General features: G+C 60.2%; 15 protein-coding genes. 6 read left to right on the top strand and 9 right to left on the bottom strand.

Features of this window, described 5'->3' with window-relative positions; all coding sequences use genetic code 11:
• Positions 1–50: 50 nt before the first annotated feature.
• Positions 51–815 (bottom strand): tRNA pseudouridine(38-40) synthase TruA, encoded by a 765-nt coding sequence (truA, locus tag PJL69_RS10135; protein ID WP_271309548.1) that lies wholly within the window; start codon positions 813–815, stop codon positions 51–53.
• Between the two features lie 107 nt (positions 816–922).
• Here truA and PJL69_RS10130 point away from each other — a divergent pair, with 107 nt between their 5' ends.
• Genes PJL69_RS10130 through PJL69_RS10120 form a run of 3 tightly spaced genes read left to right on the top strand, consistent with a single transcriptional unit; the run spans position 923 to position 3779 of the window.
• Positions 923–2335 carry a YcjX family protein gene (locus tag PJL69_RS10130; RefSeq protein WP_271309547.1) on the top strand — a complete coding sequence of 471 codons (1413 nt, stop codon included), beginning with the start codon at positions 923–925 and terminating at the stop codon, positions 2333–2335.
• Entirely contained in the window at positions 2332–2787 is a 456-nt protein-coding gene (locus PJL69_RS10125) for a GNAT family N-acetyltransferase (protein WP_271309546.1), read from the top strand. The genes PJL69_RS10130 and PJL69_RS10125 overlap by 4 nt, the downstream gene beginning before the upstream one ends.
• Positions 2784–3779: a YcjF family protein gene (locus PJL69_RS10120; RefSeq protein ID WP_271309545.1), complete on the top strand. Its 996-nt coding sequence runs from the start codon at positions 2784–2786 to the stop codon at positions 3777–3779. Before PJL69_RS10125 ends, PJL69_RS10120 begins: the two co-directional genes overlap by 4 nt.
• Before the next feature lie 119 nt (positions 3780–3898).
• On the opposite strand, the gene PJL69_RS10115 is transcribed toward PJL69_RS10120, so the two are convergent.
• Positions 3899–4306, bottom strand: coding sequence for a group III truncated hemoglobin (locus PJL69_RS10115; RefSeq protein WP_271309544.1), 408 nt, complete (start codon positions 4304–4306; stop codon positions 3899–3901).
• 306 nt (positions 4307–4612) lie between these two features.
• On the opposite strand from PJL69_RS10115, the gene PJL69_RS10110 reads away from it, so the two are divergent.
• The 3 genes from PJL69_RS10110 to PJL69_RS10100 all read left to right on the top strand — a co-directional run bounded on the left by PJL69_RS10110 (position 4613) and on the right by PJL69_RS10100 (position 8779).
• Positions 4613–4810, top strand: coding sequence for a hypothetical protein (locus PJL69_RS10110; RefSeq protein WP_058239525.1), 198 nt, complete (start codon positions 4613–4615; stop codon positions 4808–4810).
• A gap of 418 nt (positions 4811–5228) precedes the next feature.
• A complete protein-coding gene (gene ileS, locus PJL69_RS10105) occupies positions 5229–8156 on the top strand; it encodes an isoleucine--tRNA ligase (protein WP_271309543.1) in 2928 nt (975 codons plus the stop codon).
• Between the two features lie 170 nt (positions 8157–8326).
• On the top strand, positions 8327–8779 hold the full coding sequence (locus PJL69_RS10100; RefSeq protein WP_271309542.1) for a methylated-DNA--[protein]-cysteine S-methyltransferase: 453 nt from the start codon (positions 8327–8329) through the stop codon (positions 8777–8779).
• A gap of 15 nt (positions 8780–8794) precedes the next feature.
• Here the strand turns inward: PJL69_RS10100 and PJL69_RS10095 are convergent, their stop codons facing one another.
• The 7 genes from PJL69_RS10095 to yidC all read right to left on the bottom strand — a co-directional run bounded on the left by PJL69_RS10095 (position 8795) and on the right by yidC (position 15537).
• Positions 8795–9490: a CDP-alcohol phosphatidyltransferase family protein gene (locus PJL69_RS10095; protein WP_271309541.1), complete on the bottom strand. Its 696-nt coding sequence runs from the start codon at positions 9488–9490 to the stop codon at positions 8795–8797.
• Between the two features lie 99 nt (positions 9491–9589).
• Entirely contained in the window at positions 9590–10435 is an 846-nt protein-coding gene (locus PJL69_RS10090) for an NAD(P)-dependent oxidoreductase (protein ID WP_271309540.1), read from the bottom strand.
• 43 nt (positions 10436–10478) lie between these two features.
• Positions 10479–11879, bottom strand: a complete 1401-nt coding sequence (locus PJL69_RS10085; RefSeq protein ID WP_271309539.1) for a PepSY-associated TM helix domain-containing protein — start codon at positions 11877–11879, stop codon at positions 10479–10481.
• A gap of 72 nt (positions 11880–11951) precedes the next feature.
• Positions 11952–12317: a DUF2946 domain-containing protein gene (locus PJL69_RS10080; RefSeq protein WP_271309538.1), complete on the bottom strand. Its 366-nt coding sequence runs from the start codon at positions 12315–12317 to the stop codon at positions 11952–11954.
• Positions 12318–12320: 3 nt separating this feature from the next.
• Positions 12321–12974 (bottom strand): ribosome biogenesis GTP-binding protein YihA/YsxC, encoded by a 654-nt coding sequence (gene yihA, locus PJL69_RS10075; protein ID WP_271309537.1) that lies wholly within the window; start codon positions 12972–12974, stop codon positions 12321–12323.
• Positions 12974–13717, bottom strand: a complete 744-nt coding sequence (locus PJL69_RS10070) for an MOSC domain-containing protein (RefSeq protein ID WP_271309536.1) — start codon at positions 13715–13717, stop codon at positions 12974–12976. Before PJL69_RS10070 ends, yihA begins: the two co-directional genes overlap by 1 nt.
• On the bottom strand, positions 13717–15537 hold the full coding sequence (gene yidC, locus PJL69_RS10065; RefSeq protein ID WP_271309535.1) for a membrane protein insertase YidC: 1821 nt from the start codon (positions 15535–15537) through the stop codon (positions 13717–13719). The genes PJL69_RS10070 and yidC overlap by 1 nt, the downstream gene beginning before the upstream one ends.
• Between the last annotated feature and the right edge of the window lie 110 nt (positions 15538–15647).

The following is a 15647-nucleotide window of genomic DNA, read 5'->3' as shown; positions in this document are numbered from 1 at the left end:
TGAAGGGGTGGAGGGCCTCTCGGACCTTCGGTCGCTAAGGGCGCAGCTGCTTAGAAGGGGGCGTCGGGGTAGGTGACCCCTGCCAGATAGAGCCCCTGTGGCGGGCACACTGGCCCGCAGGCGGCGCGGTCGCGTGCCTCAAGTGCGGCGGTCACATCATCCGGGGTCCATGCGCCTGCGCCGACCCGCTCCAGCGTGCCGACAAAGCTGCGCACCTGATTGTGCAGAAAGGAGCGCGCCCGCACGTGGAAGTGGATTTCCGGGCCGCCGATGGTCTCCACGCGCTCAACCCGCAGCTCATCGAGGGTTTTCTGTGGGCTGGCGGCCTGACAGATGGAGCTGCGGAAGGTGGTGAAATCATGGTTGCCAAGCAGACGGTCTGCGCCGGCCTGCATCGCGGCCACATCCAGATCATGTTTGACCTGCCAGACCAGCCCGGCCTCATGGGTGGCGGGGGCGCGGCGCATGAGGATGCGGAAAAGGTAGCGCCGTTCGGTGGCGGAAAATCGGGCGTGCCAGTCATCATCCACTTTGGCGGCATTGACGATGGCCACCGGGGCTGGCTTTAGCTGAAAATTCAGCGCCTCAGACAGCCGGAAGGGATCCCATTCTTTTTCCATGTCGCAATGCGCCACCTGCGCAAGGCCATGCACGCCCGCATCGGTGCGACCTGCGGCGGCGATGGTGTGGTCGCGCGGCTCAAGCTTGGCCAGGGCGGCCTCAATGGCCCCCTGAACAGAGGGTTGATCGGCCTGGCGTTGCCAGCCTGCGAAAGGGGCGCCGTGGTATTCGACTTGGAGGGCATATCTGGGCATGGTCGTCCAGCTACCGCACTTGGGGGGAAATTTGAAGCCATTCTCACCACTGGAAATGCGGGGAGCCGCTGCATAGGTTGGGGCAAACAGGCAAAGGGCCCAAGCCATTGGTTATAAGCACACTTACAGATGGGATCGCGCGGCAGGTTGAAGCGGTGGCTGACGGGGTCAGCAGTGTGTTTGAACCGGTGGTGCGGCTGGGCGTGACCGGGCTTGCGCGCTCTGGCAAGACGGTTTTTATCACATCGCTGGTGGCCAATCTGCTGGATCGCGGGCGTATGCCGCAGTTGGCAGCAGCAGCGGAGGGGCGCATTGAGGCGGCGTTTTTGCAGCCGCAGCCAGATCAGCTGGTGCCGCGGTTTGAGTTTGAGCGTCATCTGGCGCAGATGACGGGGGCACAGCCACAGTGGCCTGAAAGCACGCGGGCGATCAGCGAATTGCGGGTGTCGTTGCGGGTGCGGCCCAACGGATTGCTGGCCGGATTGCAGGGCGCGCGGACGGTGCATCTGGATATTGTGGATTATCCCGGTGAATGGCTGCTCGATCTGGGCCTGATGGACAAGAGTTTTGCGCAGTGGAGTGCGGAAGTTTTGACGCGGATCGCAGGGCGCGAAGAGGCGGCGGAATATCTTGGGCTGCTCTCAGTGACAGAGGGCACGGCGGCGCTGGATGAGCCAAAGGCGCAAGATCTGGCGGCGGCCTTCACTGAATATCTGCAGAGCGCGCGGCAGGCGGGCTATTCCGATTGCACGCCGGGGCGATTTTTGCTGCCCGGGGATTTGGCGGGCTCTCCTGTGCTCACATTTGCGCCGCTGCGGGAGGCGGAAAAGCCCGCGCGGGGCAGTCTGTGGCGTGTGTTTGAGAAACGGTTTGAAGCCTATAAGGCGCAGGTGGTGAAGCCGTTTTTCCGCGATCACTTTGCGCGGATCGACCGGCAGGTGGTGCTGGTGGATGCATTGGGGGCGATCCATGCGGGACCACAGGCGCTGGAGGATCTGCGTGGTGGGCTGGCGGGCACGCTGACGGCGTTTCGCCCCGGCCGCAACGCCTGGTTGACCCGGCTTTTGGGCGGCAAGCGGGTGGAGAAGATCCTGTTTGCGGCCACCAAGGCGGATCATCTGCATCACAGCCAGCATCCGCAGCTGACAGCGATCATGCAGGCGCTGACACGAGAGGCGGCGGATCGGGCGAAATTTGCAGGCGCGCAGACCGAGGCGCTTTCGCTGGCGTCCTTGCGGGCGACGGTTGAAGAAAGCGTGCCCCATGACGGCGCGACGCTGGACTGTGTGCGCGGGCGATTGCTGGCAGATGGGCGGCAGGCTGCGTTTTATCCGGGCACATTGCCGGAGGATCCGACGGTGTTGTTGCATGCGGCGAAGACGGGGGCTGCGACGTGGCTCGATCAGGATTACCAGATCATGCGCTTTGCCCCTGCGGCCAACACCCTGCGCCCCGGCGAAGGCCCGCCCCATATCCGGATCGACCGCGCGGCACAGTTTTTACTGGGAGATGTGTTGTGACGGCGGCCCTGCGCCGTGCCCAAGCATCTGATGGGCCTGTGATGGGCGCGATCCTGCAAGGCTGGATTGAAGACACGCCGTGGATGCCTGTGCTGCACAGCTTAGAAGACACGCAGCGTTTCTGTGCAGGTCTGGTACAAACTGCCGGGTGTTGGGTCGCTGAGGATGCGGGGAAGGTCTGCGGTTTTGTGGCCGCACAGCAAGGTTGGGTGCATGCGTTGTATCTTGCTCCAGACGCACGCAGACGCGGAGTGGGGTCAGCCTTGTTGAAGCAGGTGCAGAGGGACGCTGAAGAGTTGCAGCTTTGGTGCTTTCAAGCGAACGAGGCAGCGCAGCGGTTTTATGCGGCGTCTGGGTTCCATATTGCCGAGAAGACCGACGGGCAGGGCAATGCCGAGAAATTGCCTGACATACGTTACATTTGGCGGCGTACGCGGGGAGAGATGGAATGAGCAAAGGTCCAGTCCTGATTGATCTGGAAGATCGTCCGGCCCCGGAAGTGGCGGAGGCTGCGCCGGTGCCTGATCTGGCGATTGAGGCGCCAAGCGGGCAGGCGATGCAGGTGGCCGCACGGCTTGCTGCGCGCAAACCTTCGCGGCTGGCACGGCTGTTCTGGGCGCTGGTGGGGATGTTCCTTGGCGCAGCGGTTTCCGTTGCCGCCTGGGATTTTGCCACCGGATTGGTGGCGCGTTTCCCCGTGTTGGGATGGGCGGTGATGGCTGTTGGTGGCGCGGCCTTGCTGGTGGCGCTGCTGATTGTGCTGAAAGAACTGGCGGGGCTGGCGCGTTTGCGGCGTGTGGACGGGCTGAAGGCGCGTGTGGAGGCGGCGGCGCGGGCCCATGACATGGGGCAGGCGCGCGGCATTGTGGATGAGCTGTTGCGGTTTTATCGCGGGCGGGAGGATCTGGCCTGGGCGCGGGACGATCTGGCGAAACGGCGCGAAGAGGTGCTGGATGCAGATGCGTTGGTCGCGCTGGCGGAACAGAGTTTGATGACGCCTTTGGACACGGCGGCGCAACGCGAAGTGGAGGCGGCGGCGCGGCAGGTGGCGGCGGTGACTGCACTGGTGCCACTGGCGCTGGCCGATGTGGTGGCGGCGCTGACCGCAAATGTGCGCATGATCCGGCGGATTGCAGAGATATACGGTGGACGGTCTGGCACGCTGGGCAGCTGGCGATTGTTCCGCGCCGTGATGACACATTTGGTGGCGACGGGCGCGGTTGCGGCGGGGGATGATCTGATTGGCACGATGGCGGGTGGTGGCGCGATGGCCAAATTGAGCCGTCGCTTTGGAGAAGGCATTGTGAATGGTGCGCTGACCGCGCGGGTGGGGGTTGCCGCGATGGAAGTGTGCCGGCCGTTGCCTTTCGGTGCAGGGCAGAAGCCGAGCGTGGCCGGGCTGGTGAAGCGGGCGCTGACCGGGTTGTTTTCCAAAGGCGGCTGAGCGATGTCTGCGTGACAAGCGGCTCGCCGCGCCATTGGTGGGGTGGGATGCCTCCGGCGGGGATATCTGGGCAAGCGGAAGCCGATGGCATGCCGTGTGCTGCCGTGGAGCGCCTTGGCTCAGCGCAGGATAGGGATGCCGCCGGGGCCTTTGGTTTTTTCCACCACACCAGCGCGCAAAGAGCGGCCGATGCGATGGGCCAATTCAGACCAAGCGGCGGCCTGATCCGGGGTCAGCTCGGTGCGCAGGGTCATCTCAAACAAGGCGAGCCAGGTTTCAAACATGCCGGGGCGGACGTTGCCTGCGTCGCGGTGCACCTTCAGCGGATTGCCATCGTAGCTGCGTTCATAAAGGATCGCATTGGCCCAGAAGTCAGTGACTTTGGCTTCGTGGCTTGGCCAGTCCGCGACATGCACAGCAAAGACGGGGCCAAGCCCGGGATGTTGGCGCACGCTTTCATAGAAGGCGGCGACGACGCGGGCGATTTCAGGGCGGGTTATGTCAAACTTCGGAGGCAGGGGTGCCATTGGGGGATCCTTTTGCCTGTGCATGCATGGGCTGTGTCTGCCCCACAAGGACGTCTGTGTCCATGCGGCATTTCGTGAGTGTTTTTATAGGGCATGCAGCAAGTGTTTTTCTCAGGAAATGTTGTTGAGTGAATTAGTCAACCAATTGAAAACAAACAAAAATACCCTTGCGTTTAGAATCGTTCTTATATACCTATTGGTGTAGTTCAAATTAGAGATTCGCCAGGGTCTCATCAGCCATCAGGTTCGACACAGCCAGCAGAACGCCAGCCAGTTGTGGATCTGAACAGCAAAAGGAAGACAAAGATGACTGATAAAGCTTGCAACGTATGCGCCTTTTTTGACAACGCCGCAGTAAAAGAGACATCCGCGAAGGAAACCGGTGGTCTGTGCCGTTTCAGCGCGCCTACTTTCCTGACCGAAGAGGAAATGCACGGTGACGCACATTGGCCAGTTGTGAAGAGCAACGACTGGTGTGGCAGCTTTGAAGGTCAAGCCGCCTGATTTGCCATCCACTCGCGGTGGGCCTGTACAAACGGGCCGCTTAGAGAAAGTGACCAGCGCGCCAGATCACGCGACGCAGCCAGCACCCGGGGCAACCTGTGGGCCAGCCACGCAGCCAGATCCAGCCAGCCAATCATATACGCGAGAAGAGGGGACGCTTTGCGTGCCCTCTTTTTGTTTAGTCGGGGGTGAGATGCGCTCTCGGTGCGGAATGTTGCGTTGAATGGGCGCCTTGGTCTTATGGCTTTACCCTGTGCTTGCTGCGGCCTATAAGGCGCTCATGACGCAGATAATCGCGATTATTATTCGAATTATCAGCCCGGCGCTCTAACTGATCGAGCCGCCGGGACAAGGCGTATGGAAGACCGCGCCGCCCTTCGACCATTCCGAATACGACCGCCTGAAAAGGACCGGACACATGTGTGCCGATACACCCGAATACAAAGATACGCTGAACCTTCCGAAAACTGATTTCCCGATGCGCGCTGGGCTGCCCAAGCGTGAGCCTGCGTGGCTGGAACGTTGGGAAAACATTGGCGTGTATGACCGCCTGCGCGAAAAAGAAGGCCGCACGCCGTTCACGCTGCATGACGGCCCTCCCTACGCCAACGGCCACCTGCACATCGGGCACGCGCTGAACAAGACCATCAAGGACATGATCGTGCGCTCCCATCAGATGATGGGCCATGACGCGCGTTACGTGCCGGGTTGGGATTGCCATGGCCTGCCGATCGAATGGAAGATCGAAGAGCAGTATCGCAAGAAGGGCAAAGACAAAGACGCGGTGGATATTGTCGAATTCCGTCAGGAATGCCGCAAATTTGCCGAGGGCTGGATCGACATCCAGCGCGAAGAGTTCAAGCGTCTTGGCATCACCGGCAACTGGCCAAACCCCTATATCACCATGGATTATCACGCTGAGGCGGTGATTGCCGATGAGTTCATGAAGTTCCTCATGAACGGCACGCTCTATCAGGGTTCCAAACCTGTGATGTGGTCGCCGGTTGAGAAAACCGCGCTGGCGGAAGCGGAAGTTGAGTATCACGACAAGGAAAGCTTCACGATCTGGGTGAAGTTTAAGGTGGCAGAGCCGGCTGATCACAAGCTGGCCGGCGCTTATGTGGTGATCTGGACCACAACGCCTTGGACGATCCCGTCCAACAAGGCGGTCGTGTTTGGCAAAGACATTGCCTATGGCCTCTATGAAGTGACCGGCACGCCGGAAGAAAGCTGGGCCAAGGTCGGCGACAAGTTCGTGCTGGCCGACAATCTGGCGGGCGACGTGATGGCCCGTGCGCGTCTGGATGACAGCATGTGGACCCGTGTCGGCGATGTGCCTGTCAGCGATCTTGAGGGCGTTGGATTGGCCCACCCGCTGCATGGGGCCGAAGGTGGCAACGGCGAGTGGGACGATCTGCGCGACTTCCGTGCGGCTGAGTTTGTGACCGACACCGAAGGCACCGGTTTTGTGCACTGCGCGCCAAGCCACGGTATGGAGGAATTTGAGCTCTACCGTGATCTCGGCATGCTGGAGAGCGTGCTGACCTACAATGTCATGGATGACGGTGGGTTCCGCGCGGATCTGCCGTTCTTTGGTGGCAAATACATCCTGAACCGCAAGGGCGGTGAGGGCGATGCCAACAAAACCATCATCGACAAGCTGGTGGAAGTGGGCGGCCTGCTGGCGCGTGGCAAGATCAAGCACAGCTATCCGCACAGCTGGCGCTCCAAAGCGCCGATCATCTATCGCAACACGCCGCAGTGGTTTGCGAGCGTGGATCGCAAGCTGGATGACGGCAAAGGCGAAATGGGCGACAGCATCCGCGAACGTGCGCTGCGCTCCATCGACGAGCTGGTGAAATGGACCCCGCAGAAGGGCCGCAACCGTCTGTATTCCATGATCCAGGATCGTCCGGATTGGGTGCTGTCCCGTCAGCGTGCCTGGGGCGTGCCGCTGACCTGTTTTGTGAAGAAAGGCGCGCTGCCCACCGATGAGGGCTTCCTGCTGCGCGATCCTGAGGTGAACGCCCGCATCAAGGCGGCCTTTGAAGAAGAGGGCGCGGATTGCTGGTATCTTGAGGGCGCGAAAGAGCGGTTCCTTGGCGAAGGCTATAACGCGGATGAGTGGGAGCAGGTGTTTGACGTGCTCGACGTGTGGTTTGACTCTGGCTCCACCCACGCATTTGTACTGCGCGACCGTGAGGATGGCACCGAGGACGGGATCGCCGACGTCTACATGGAAGGCACCGACCAGCACCGTGGCTGGTTCCACAGCTCGCTGTTGCAAGCATCTGCCACGCTGGGCCGTGCGCCTTATCGCAATGTGGTGACGCATGGCTTTACGCTGGACGCCAAAGGCAACAAGATGTCCAAATCTCTGGGCAACACCATTGTGCCTGAGAAAGTGGTGCAGCAGTACGGTGCGGATATTCTGCGCCTGTGGGTGGCACAGACCGACTACACCGCGGATCAGCGTATCGGGGATGAGATCCTGAAAGGTGTGGCAGACAGCTATCGCCGTCTGCGCAACACCATGCGCTTTATGTTGGGCTCGCTCAGCGATTTCACAGAAGCGGATCGTGTGGACCCGGCGGATATGCCGGAGCTGGAGCGCTGGGTGCTGCATCGTTTGGCGGAGCTCGACCACCAGGTGCGCAAAGGCTATGCAGAGTTCAACTTCCAGGGCGTTGTCTCTGCGGTGTTCAACTTTGCAACTGTGGAGCTGTCTTCCTTCTACTTCGATATCCGCAAGGATGCGCTCTATTGTGATGGCAACACGCTGCGCCGCCGCTCTGCGCGCACTGTGCTCGACATCCTGTTCCATCGCCTGACCACATGGTTGGCCCCGGTGATGGTGTTCACCATGGAAGAGGTCTGGCTGGAACGCTTTGGCGCTGAGGATGCTTCGGTACACTTGATGGATTTCCCAGACACCCCTGCGGACTGGATTGATGAGCCACTGGCCGCGAAATGGGCCAAAGTTCGCGAAGTGCGCCGGGTTGTGACTGCGGCGCTTGAGGTGCAGCGGACCAACAAGGTGATTGGCGCGTCCTTGGAAGCGGCCCCGGTTGTGCATGTGCGCGACGCTGAGGTGGTTGAGTCTCTGAAAACCGTTGAGTTTGCGGATGTCTGCATCACCTCTGACATTTCGGTCACCAATGATCCGATGCCGGCAGAGGCCTTCCGTATGCCGGAAGTTGACGGTGTTGGTGTGGTGTTTGAAAAGGCGGTTGGGCAGAAATGTCAGCGCAGCTGGAAGATCCTGCCCGATGTGGGGCAGTACAAATTCCCCGGCGTGTGCAAGCGCTGTAGCGAAGCCCTTGAAGAAATGGGTTTTGAGATCTGATCTATGGCAGTTTGCGTTTGATCTGCATCGCTTGTTCGCTGCCTCTCCCATTCGGTTGAACGCGAAAAGCGATCCGCTTGCATGATACAAAACGCAAACTGCTTTTAAGGGCGCCGGAGACGGCGCCCTTTTTCGTTGTGATTTGTGATTGAAGCGCGCATCGTCGCACCATGTTGCAAATCTCTGTGGATACCCCGACTGGACTGATGACTCTGACCGAAGAGGACGGGGCGATTGTGCGTGCAGAATGGGGCACTGGTGGTGGGGATGATACGTCCCTGTTAAGAGAGGCGGCGGCTCAGCTGGTGGCCTATTTTGAGGACCCCGCGCGCGGCTTTGATGTGCCTCTGCGGGTCGAAGCTTCTGAGTTTCAGAAGAAAGTCTGTGAGGCTATGTTGGCCATTCCGCTGGGGGAGACCCGCACCTATGGCGCGCTGTCCAAAGAATTGGGTGTGCCCGCACAGGCCATTGGGCAGGGATGTGGCGGCAACCCGATTCCAGTGATCATTCCATGTCATCGGGTGCTTGGCGCCAATGGACTTGGCGGTTTTTCAGGGCGCGGTGGCGTGGAGACCAAGGTTTGGCTGCTAAAGCATGAGCGCGCTGGTGGGCTGTTGATCTAGGCAGATGGCCCCTGATCAAAGCCGCTCGCGATAGAGCAACTGCTGGGCTGCGCCCGCACAGAGCAGGTAGGCCGAGGTGGCCACAAGCCCCCAGAGCGCCCAGCTTTCCGGATGGAAATCGACCCACGCTGCCCAGCCTGCAAAAAGCGTCCATGCGAATGCGGTGGGCAGGGAGATCCAGCGCCAGCGTTCGGTGCGCACGGGGTGAATGAATTTGATCGGCAGGAACATGGCCACCGCCAAGACTGTCACAAGTGCAAGGCTGACCCAGAAGTTTGGCTCCACCGCGAAGATCACAATCACCAGCATGTTCCAGCATCCGGGGAAGCCAGAGAAGGAATTGTCCTTTGTTTTCATTCGGGTGTCGGCGAAATAAAGCGCCGAAGCGAACGTGATCACGATGATCGCAAACCAGCCTGTCCAGCCATCCATCAACCCTGATTTGAAGAGCGCGAAGGCGGGGATGAACACATAGGTCAGATAGTCGATGATCAGATCAAGCAGCACGCCGTCAAACTCGGCTGCGTTTTTCTTTACGTCATAGTGGCGCGCCAGCGGGCCGTCGATGCCATCCACGATGAAGGCCACTACAAGCCAGAGGAACATGAGGCTCCATTTGCTATCAACTGCGGCGAGCATCGCTAGCATGGCGAAAACCGCCCCGGTAGCAGTGAAGAAATGAACGGAGAGCGCGCGTGTGTGAAGTGTCATGTCGTTGTCATGCAGCAAATCGTGACATTTGGCAACGGTGGAGGGCGCATCCAGTCAGGCAGTTGTGATAGATTTTTTGCTGTGGGTGCCACTTCGTGGTCACTGCGATGAGGGCGGCTTTCTGGGGCGGGGTTTGAGAGCCCGAATCTGGGTCTTTATCAGATCTGGCAGCGCCGTATCTGCACCGTCTGGCGCAGCGTCCAGCGCGGAGGCCACGTCTTTGGTGAGGATGCCGATTGTGTTGTCCGCTTCCCAGCCGTCGCGCGCGAATTCGATTTCCTCAAATCCCGAGGCGAGCCAGTTCTGGCCAGACGATGTGTGAATGAGATCAAGCAGGGCGCGCTCCTCGATGCCGCTCTGGTCGGCCCAATCCAGCACAAGGCGGGTCATGGCGGTGTTGGAGGCGGCCAGCAGGTTGTTGAGCACTTTGGCCTGCATGCCCGCGCCAAACGCGCCTATGTGGTGAAAATGCGTGCCCATGGCCTCAAACAGAGACCGGTGGCAGGCAATGTCCTGCGGGTCGCCGCCAAGCATGAAAGAAAGTCGGGCCTCTTTGGCGGCAATGGCGGCGCCGGACATGGGCGCATCAATCAGGGTAATGTGTGGTGGGACACGTTCCCGCAGGGCGCGGACATAGCGGGGCGAGAGCGTGGAAGAAATGATGATGGTGGCGAGGTCCGGCGCGGTTGCGATCAGGTTTTGCGCGCCAAAGAGCACATCGTCAGTTTGTTCAATGTCGCGCACCACTGTGATCAGGGTGGTGAGCCGGGCTGTGAAATCGGGGAGGGGCAGAAGATACGGTGCAAGCGCGCCGAAGTCGGAGGGCGGCCGCACGTCAAAGCCTTTGGCGTCAAACCCGGCGGCGCGGAGCGCGGTGAGCATCGGCGCGCCCATGCGGCCACAGCCTGCGATGCCGATGCCGGTGGCGAAATCTGGATTGGTCAAGTTGTGGCCCCCGCCTGCGTGATGCCGGCGGGGGCTCACGTGATTAAGAGAACGCGCGTTTGAGCGCTGGAACGTTTGAGAGCACTATAACGTCAAAGGCGAGCACGGCCAGCAGGGTGAGGCCGACAAGCGGGAAGGCGATGGAGACCACGGCGGCGATCAGGAGCGCGCCTTTCCAGAGCGGCATTTCATGCGGTGCGGGTGGGGCTGCGAGACGCAAGGCTTTGCCCGGGCGGCGTTTCACCCACATGACCACGCCGGAAACACAGAGGAAGATCACCGCAAGGCAGAAGACCGTGTTCAGGATCAGGTTCCAAAGCCCCATGAGGCCCATGTGGAAGGGGATGCTGACCGCCATGGATTTGCCAGCGACGGAATAGTCGGCAAAGCGCACCTCGGCGAGGATTTTGCCGGTGTATTGATCCACATGCACGGTGACATCGCCCATCGGGTCGGTGCTGTCGCTGCTCATGCTGTCGCGGTTGATGGTCCAGACGCCTGTTTCATCCCCCGGGTACGCGACGCGGAAGCGGCCCTCCAGACCCAGCGCGCGGCCAAGGGCCACGAGGCTGTTGATGTCAACCGGCGCGCCTTCGGGTGTGCCGGTGACGCCGAGATCGGAACCAGAAGCAGGCATTGGGGCCTGCTCCAGCGCCCAAGGTACGTCGTTCTGGTTGCCGTGGCCCATGGCGGCGTGGGTGCTGTCTGACAAAGGAACGTTGTTCCACTTCTCTGCCGGGAAGGTGGACCAGGCCTGAACAAATTTGCCGCCCCAGATGCCGGTCCATGCCAGACCGGAGATCAGGAAGATCACCATCAGGGCAGAGATCCAGAAGCCGACAACCGCGTGCAGGCTTTTCCAAAGGGCGCGGCCACGGGCGGCGAGGTTTGGCACCAGAACGGAGGCCGCGTTGCCACGGGGCCACCAGATGTAAATGCCAGTGAGCACCAGAACGAGGCCAAGCCCTGCGGCGATCTCAATCAGGCGATCGCCTGTGTCGCCCAGCAGGAGCGAGCCGTGCACGTTGTCGGCAAAATCATACCAACCGGTGCGGCGGTCCCAGCTTTGCAGAACGGCGCCGGTGTAGGGATCAACGGCGACAAGCTGTTGGTTGGTGTCTGTTTTGACACGGAAGATGGCGGCTAGGCTGTCGGTTTTGGGGCCGATGTATTCCATCACAGTGCCGGGGGTAGCGTGGGTGGCAGCCGCTGCCTGTTCTGAGATCGAGAGCGCGGTCGCTTGCGGTGTGACGGCGATTTTCTCTCCGTCGCGCCCGTCAAATTGGGTGATGTACATCATCATCAATCCGGTGACGGCGAGCATGATCAGGAAGGGTATCACGTAAAGGCCGGCATAGAAATGCCAGCGCCATACGGCGAAATAGAGTTTCTGTGACAGGGGGTTGGATGCGGCGTTGCCGCTGATGTGGCTGTTGTGAGCCATGAAGATATCTCCTGACGGACCGCAGCCCGTGCAATCGGGGCGGTGTGGATAAAGCTAGGTTTTGAAGGGGTGTCAGGAGAGCGAAGGGGGGCCGCGCGCGTCATAACGGCGGTGAAAGCCTGCGCTTTCATGGGTGAAACCCTGATGCTGCCAAAGCGCCGTGAGGGAGCTTTTTAGCGGCAGGGGATGGGGGCCATCTGCCACAATCGCGACATCGGCCACAGCTGAGAAGGCGCAGGGACTGCGCTCTTCGCCGGTTTGTTCATGCAGAGGCACGGGCTCGCCATTGGCATCGACGAGCAATTCGACCATTTCATCCGCTGTACAGAGGATCAGCACCATGTGGCCGTCATCCATGACTTTTGGCATCCACCCTTTGGGAATGGTGGCGGACAAGCCAATCGCCAAAAGCAGGATGAGCGGCACAAGCCGGTGCATGTGTTATTTTAGCCCTGCAATGATGGCACGCAATGTGCCAATGCCGTCGCCTTTTTCAGAGCTTGTCAGGACCATTTCAGGATAGGCTGCCGGGTGTTTGGAGAGCTTCTCGCGCACTTGTTTGAAGATCTTTTCGCGGTCTTTTTCTTTCACCTTGTCCGCTTTGGTCATCACCACCTGAAAGGTCACGGCGGAGCTGTCCAGAAGGGACATGATCTCTTCGTCCACGTCTTTCACGCCGTGGCGGGTGTCGATCAACACAAACGCACGGCGCAGGTTGACGCGGCCTGACAGATATTGCTTCAGCAGGCGCTGCCATTTCTCAACCACCGGCAGGGGCGCGTTGGCGTAGCCGTAGCCCGGAAGGTCCACAAGATAGTGGCTGTCGGTCAGGGTGAAGAAGTTGATTTCCTGTGTGCGGCCCGGCGTGTTGGACGCGCGCGCAAGGCGGGTACGTCCGGTCAGCGCGTTGATCAGGCTGGATTTGCCGACGTTGGAACGGCCCGCAAAGCAGACCTCCACACGATCCCCGGCGGGCAGGCCATCCATGGCCACCACACCCTTGAGAAATTCGGAGTTGGCGCCGTTGAACAGTTTGCGACCACGCTCCAGCGCGATCGGCTCTGGATCTTCGACAAAGGGGAAGGGCAGTTGCATCAGAGTAGCTCCGCAGGTGCGCCGATGGCAACGTCACCGGATTTGGTGACAACGCCATAGACGCCAAAATCTTGGTACCCCAGCACGGCTTTGAGCGCGCCAAGTGTGTCGGCATCGCGTTCGCCGGTGTCCGGGTTTGAGGTGGTGGCAAGGCAGCGTGTGATGCGCTCGCGCACCTCGATTTCCGCATCGCCAATCCGCAGGGTTTTGCCAATCCAGTCAAATTCGGCAAAAGCCTCAAAACCATCGAGCCAGATATTGCCGCGCCAACGCTCTGTGGAGAGCGCATGCCCCAGCTGGGTCTCTACCGCGCGGTGGCTGGCGGTGGCGTGGATCGCGATGGACGGAAAATCGCTGTCGGTCATGCCAACGTCACCCGCAGGCACCAGTTTGGTGCTGGCAGCGCGCTCTTTGGGCATGATTGGGCGGACCCATTCGATCAGCTTGTCGCCCTGTGTGGCGGGATCAAAGGTCAACTCCCAGAGGTCTGGGTGGTTGAGGGTGATCTTGCCGCTGTCTTCATCGACTTTGGCGGTGATCGCCATCAGGGCAGGGGCCCCGGCGGCACGGGAGAAGTTGCGGCAGGAGGCCCATTCTCCGCCCTCCGTTTTGGCCCGCTCGTGGGCCACGGCATAGCGGCGATCCCAAGGGAAGGTTTGGCCTGCGACCAAAGAAATGTGACCCACGGACTCGCGTCCGTGGGCCTTGATTGGATGTCTCCAAAGTGCGGCGACTGTGCCCATCACTTTGCGTCCTCTTTTGGCTTCTTCTTGAAGCTGGATTTGATGTTGCCAAACACGTCGGGCTTGTAGCCGTGGTGCCGCATGATCGCATACTGCTGAATGAAGGTGATCACGTTGTTGGTGATCCAGTAAACCACGAGGCCGGAGGCGAAGCTGCCGAGCATGAACATGAAGACCCATGGCATCCAAGCAAAGATCATTTGCTGTGTTGGATCGGTGGGTGCCGGGTTCAGCTTTTGCTGAAGCCACATGGAGATGCCGAGCAGGATGGGCAGGATGCCGAGGCTGAGGATCTCAAAGAAGCCGAGTTCCGGAATGCCAAACGGCAGCAGGCCAAACAGGTTGAAGATCGAGCTTGGGTCCGGTGCGGACAGGTCGGTGATCCAGCCAAGCCATGGGGCGTGGCGCAACTCCAGCGTGACAAAGATCACTTTATAGAGCGAGAAGAAGATCGGGATCTGAATCAGGATCGGCAGACAGCCGGCCGCTGGGTTGACCTTTTCTTTTTTGTAGAGCTCCATCATGGATTGCTGCATCTTCTGACGGTCGTCACCGGCCGCTTCTTTCAGCTTTTCCATCTGTGGCTGGAGTTCTTTCATCTTCGCCATGGAGGCATAAGACTTATAGGCCAGCGGGAAGACGATGATTTTCAGGATCACGGTCAGGCCGATGATGGCCCAGCCCATGTTGCCGATCTGGACGTTCAGCCAGTGCAGCAGGGCAAAGATCGGTTTGGTCAGGAAGGCAAACCAACCCCAGTCGATGGATTCTACAAAACCCTCAACACCACCTTCGTTTTGGTAGGCGCGGATGGTGGCCCATTCTTTGGCACCCGCAAAGAGCTGGCTGGAAGTGGTTGCGGTTTCGCCTTCGGCCACGGTGAGCGTGCGCATCACCGCTTCGGTCTGGTAGATATCGCGGTTCGCGTCATATTTGGCGACGGATTTGAAACCCTGACCGGGTGCCGGGATCAGAGTGGCCATCCAGTAGTGGTCGGTGAAGCCCGTCCAGCCGTTGGTCTCTACCTGTGTCACCTCAGCAGGCGCGCCTTCACGCTGATCAAAGGTGAAATCGGTCATGTCGTCATAGTCGATTTCGGCCAGTTCGCCGTCCGCCATGGAGACCATGCCCTCGTGCAGGATGAAGAAGTTTTTCAGATCCTCCGGCTGGCCGTAGCGGGCCAGCACGCCGTAGGGGGCGAGCGAGACAGAGCCTGCACCGGTGTTTTCAACCGATTGATCGACAGAGAACATATAGTTGTCATCCACCGAAATGGTGCGGCGGAAGGTGAGGCCGGCGCCGTTGTCCCAAGAGAGGGTCACAGGGGCATCTGCGCTCAGGACCTCGCCGCTCTCAACAGACCAGAGGGTGTTGGAGCCAGGAACTTGATCAAGGTTGAGACCTGCGCCGGGCGCCCAGCCATAGAGCGCGTAATAGGCGTTTGGCTCGCCATTCGGAGACAGCAGCGTCACGATGGGGGAGCCGTCGTCTAGCGTTTCACGATAGTCGTTCAGCTTGAGATCGTCGATGCGGCCACCCAGCAGGGAAATCGAGCCAGACACGCGATCTGTTGCAATTTCAAGACGTGGCGCATCTGCGGCGTCTGTCGGTTCTGCGTTGGTGGCAGCCGTTGACGCTGTGTCCGCCCCGGAGGTGCTTGGTGCCGCCGCTGGGGTCGATGCATCCGCGCTTTGTTCGGTGATGGCGGGGGCGTTGGGGTCCTCCACCGCTTCAGGTGGGGGAAACAGGGTGAACCAGATCAGGATGACGCCAAAGCTGAGCGCCGTCGCGAGGATGAGGTTCTTGTTCTGATCGTCCATTGCCGCAAGCCATCTGTCGTTGAAACGTTGGGGAGGTTCAACAGAGGTGGGGGGCAAAGGTCAAGGGGATTCGACTGTAAACGGTCCAAAGCTGCCGGTTCGTGGCCTGA

Source organism: Shimia sp. MMG029 (assembly GCF_027947445.1).
Lineage (GTDB): Bacteria > Pseudomonadota > Alphaproteobacteria > Rhodobacterales > Rhodobacteraceae > Shimia.
Note: the sequence above shows the minus strand (reverse complement) of the source record. Positions and strands in the feature narration are given on the sequence as shown.

What these genes read in the sequence shown, in the direction of transcription:
- truA (WP_271309548.1), bottom strand. Translation starts at nt 815, where the DNA reads ATGCCCAGATATGCCCTCCAAGTCGAATACCACGGCGCCCCTTTCGCA.
- PJL69_RS10120 (WP_271309545.1), top strand. Translation starts at nt 2,784, where the DNA reads ATGAGCAAAGGTCCAGTCCTGATTGATCTGGAAGATCGTCCGGCCCCG.
- PJL69_RS10115 (WP_271309544.1), bottom strand. Translation starts at nt 4,306, where the DNA reads ATGGCACCCCTGCCTCCGAAGTTTGACATAACCCGCCCTGAAATCGCC.
- PJL69_RS10110 (WP_058239525.1), top strand. Translation starts at nt 4,613, where the DNA reads ATGACTGATAAAGCTTGCAACGTATGCGCCTTTTTTGACAACGCCGCA.
- ileS (WP_271309543.1), top strand. Translation starts at nt 5,229, where the DNA reads ATGTGTGCCGATACACCCGAATACAAAGATACGCTGAACCTTCCGAAA.
- PJL69_RS10100 (WP_271309542.1), top strand. Translation starts at nt 8,327, where the DNA reads ATGTTGCAAATCTCTGTGGATACCCCGACTGGACTGATGACTCTGACC.
- PJL69_RS10095 (WP_271309541.1), bottom strand. Translation starts at nt 9,490, where the DNA reads ATGACACTTCACACACGCGCGCTCTCCGTTCATTTCTTCACTGCTACC.
- PJL69_RS10085 (WP_271309539.1), bottom strand. Translation starts at nt 11,879, where the DNA reads ATGGCTCACAACAGCCACATCAGCGGCAACGCCGCATCCAACCCCCTG.
- PJL69_RS10080 (WP_271309538.1), bottom strand. Translation starts at nt 12,317, where the DNA reads ATGCACCGGCTTGTGCCGCTCATCCTGCTTTTGGCGATTGGCTTGTCC.
- yihA (WP_271309537.1), bottom strand. Translation starts at nt 12,974, where the DNA reads ATGCAACTGCCCTTCCCCTTTGTCGAAGATCCAGAGCCGATCGCGCTG.
- PJL69_RS10070 (WP_271309536.1), bottom strand. Translation starts at nt 13,717, where the DNA reads ATGGGCACAGTCGCCGCACTTTGGAGACATCCAATCAAGGCCCACGGA.
- yidC (WP_271309535.1), bottom strand. Translation starts at nt 15,537, where the DNA reads ATGGACGATCAGAACAAGAACCTCATCCTCGCGACGGCGCTCAGCTTT.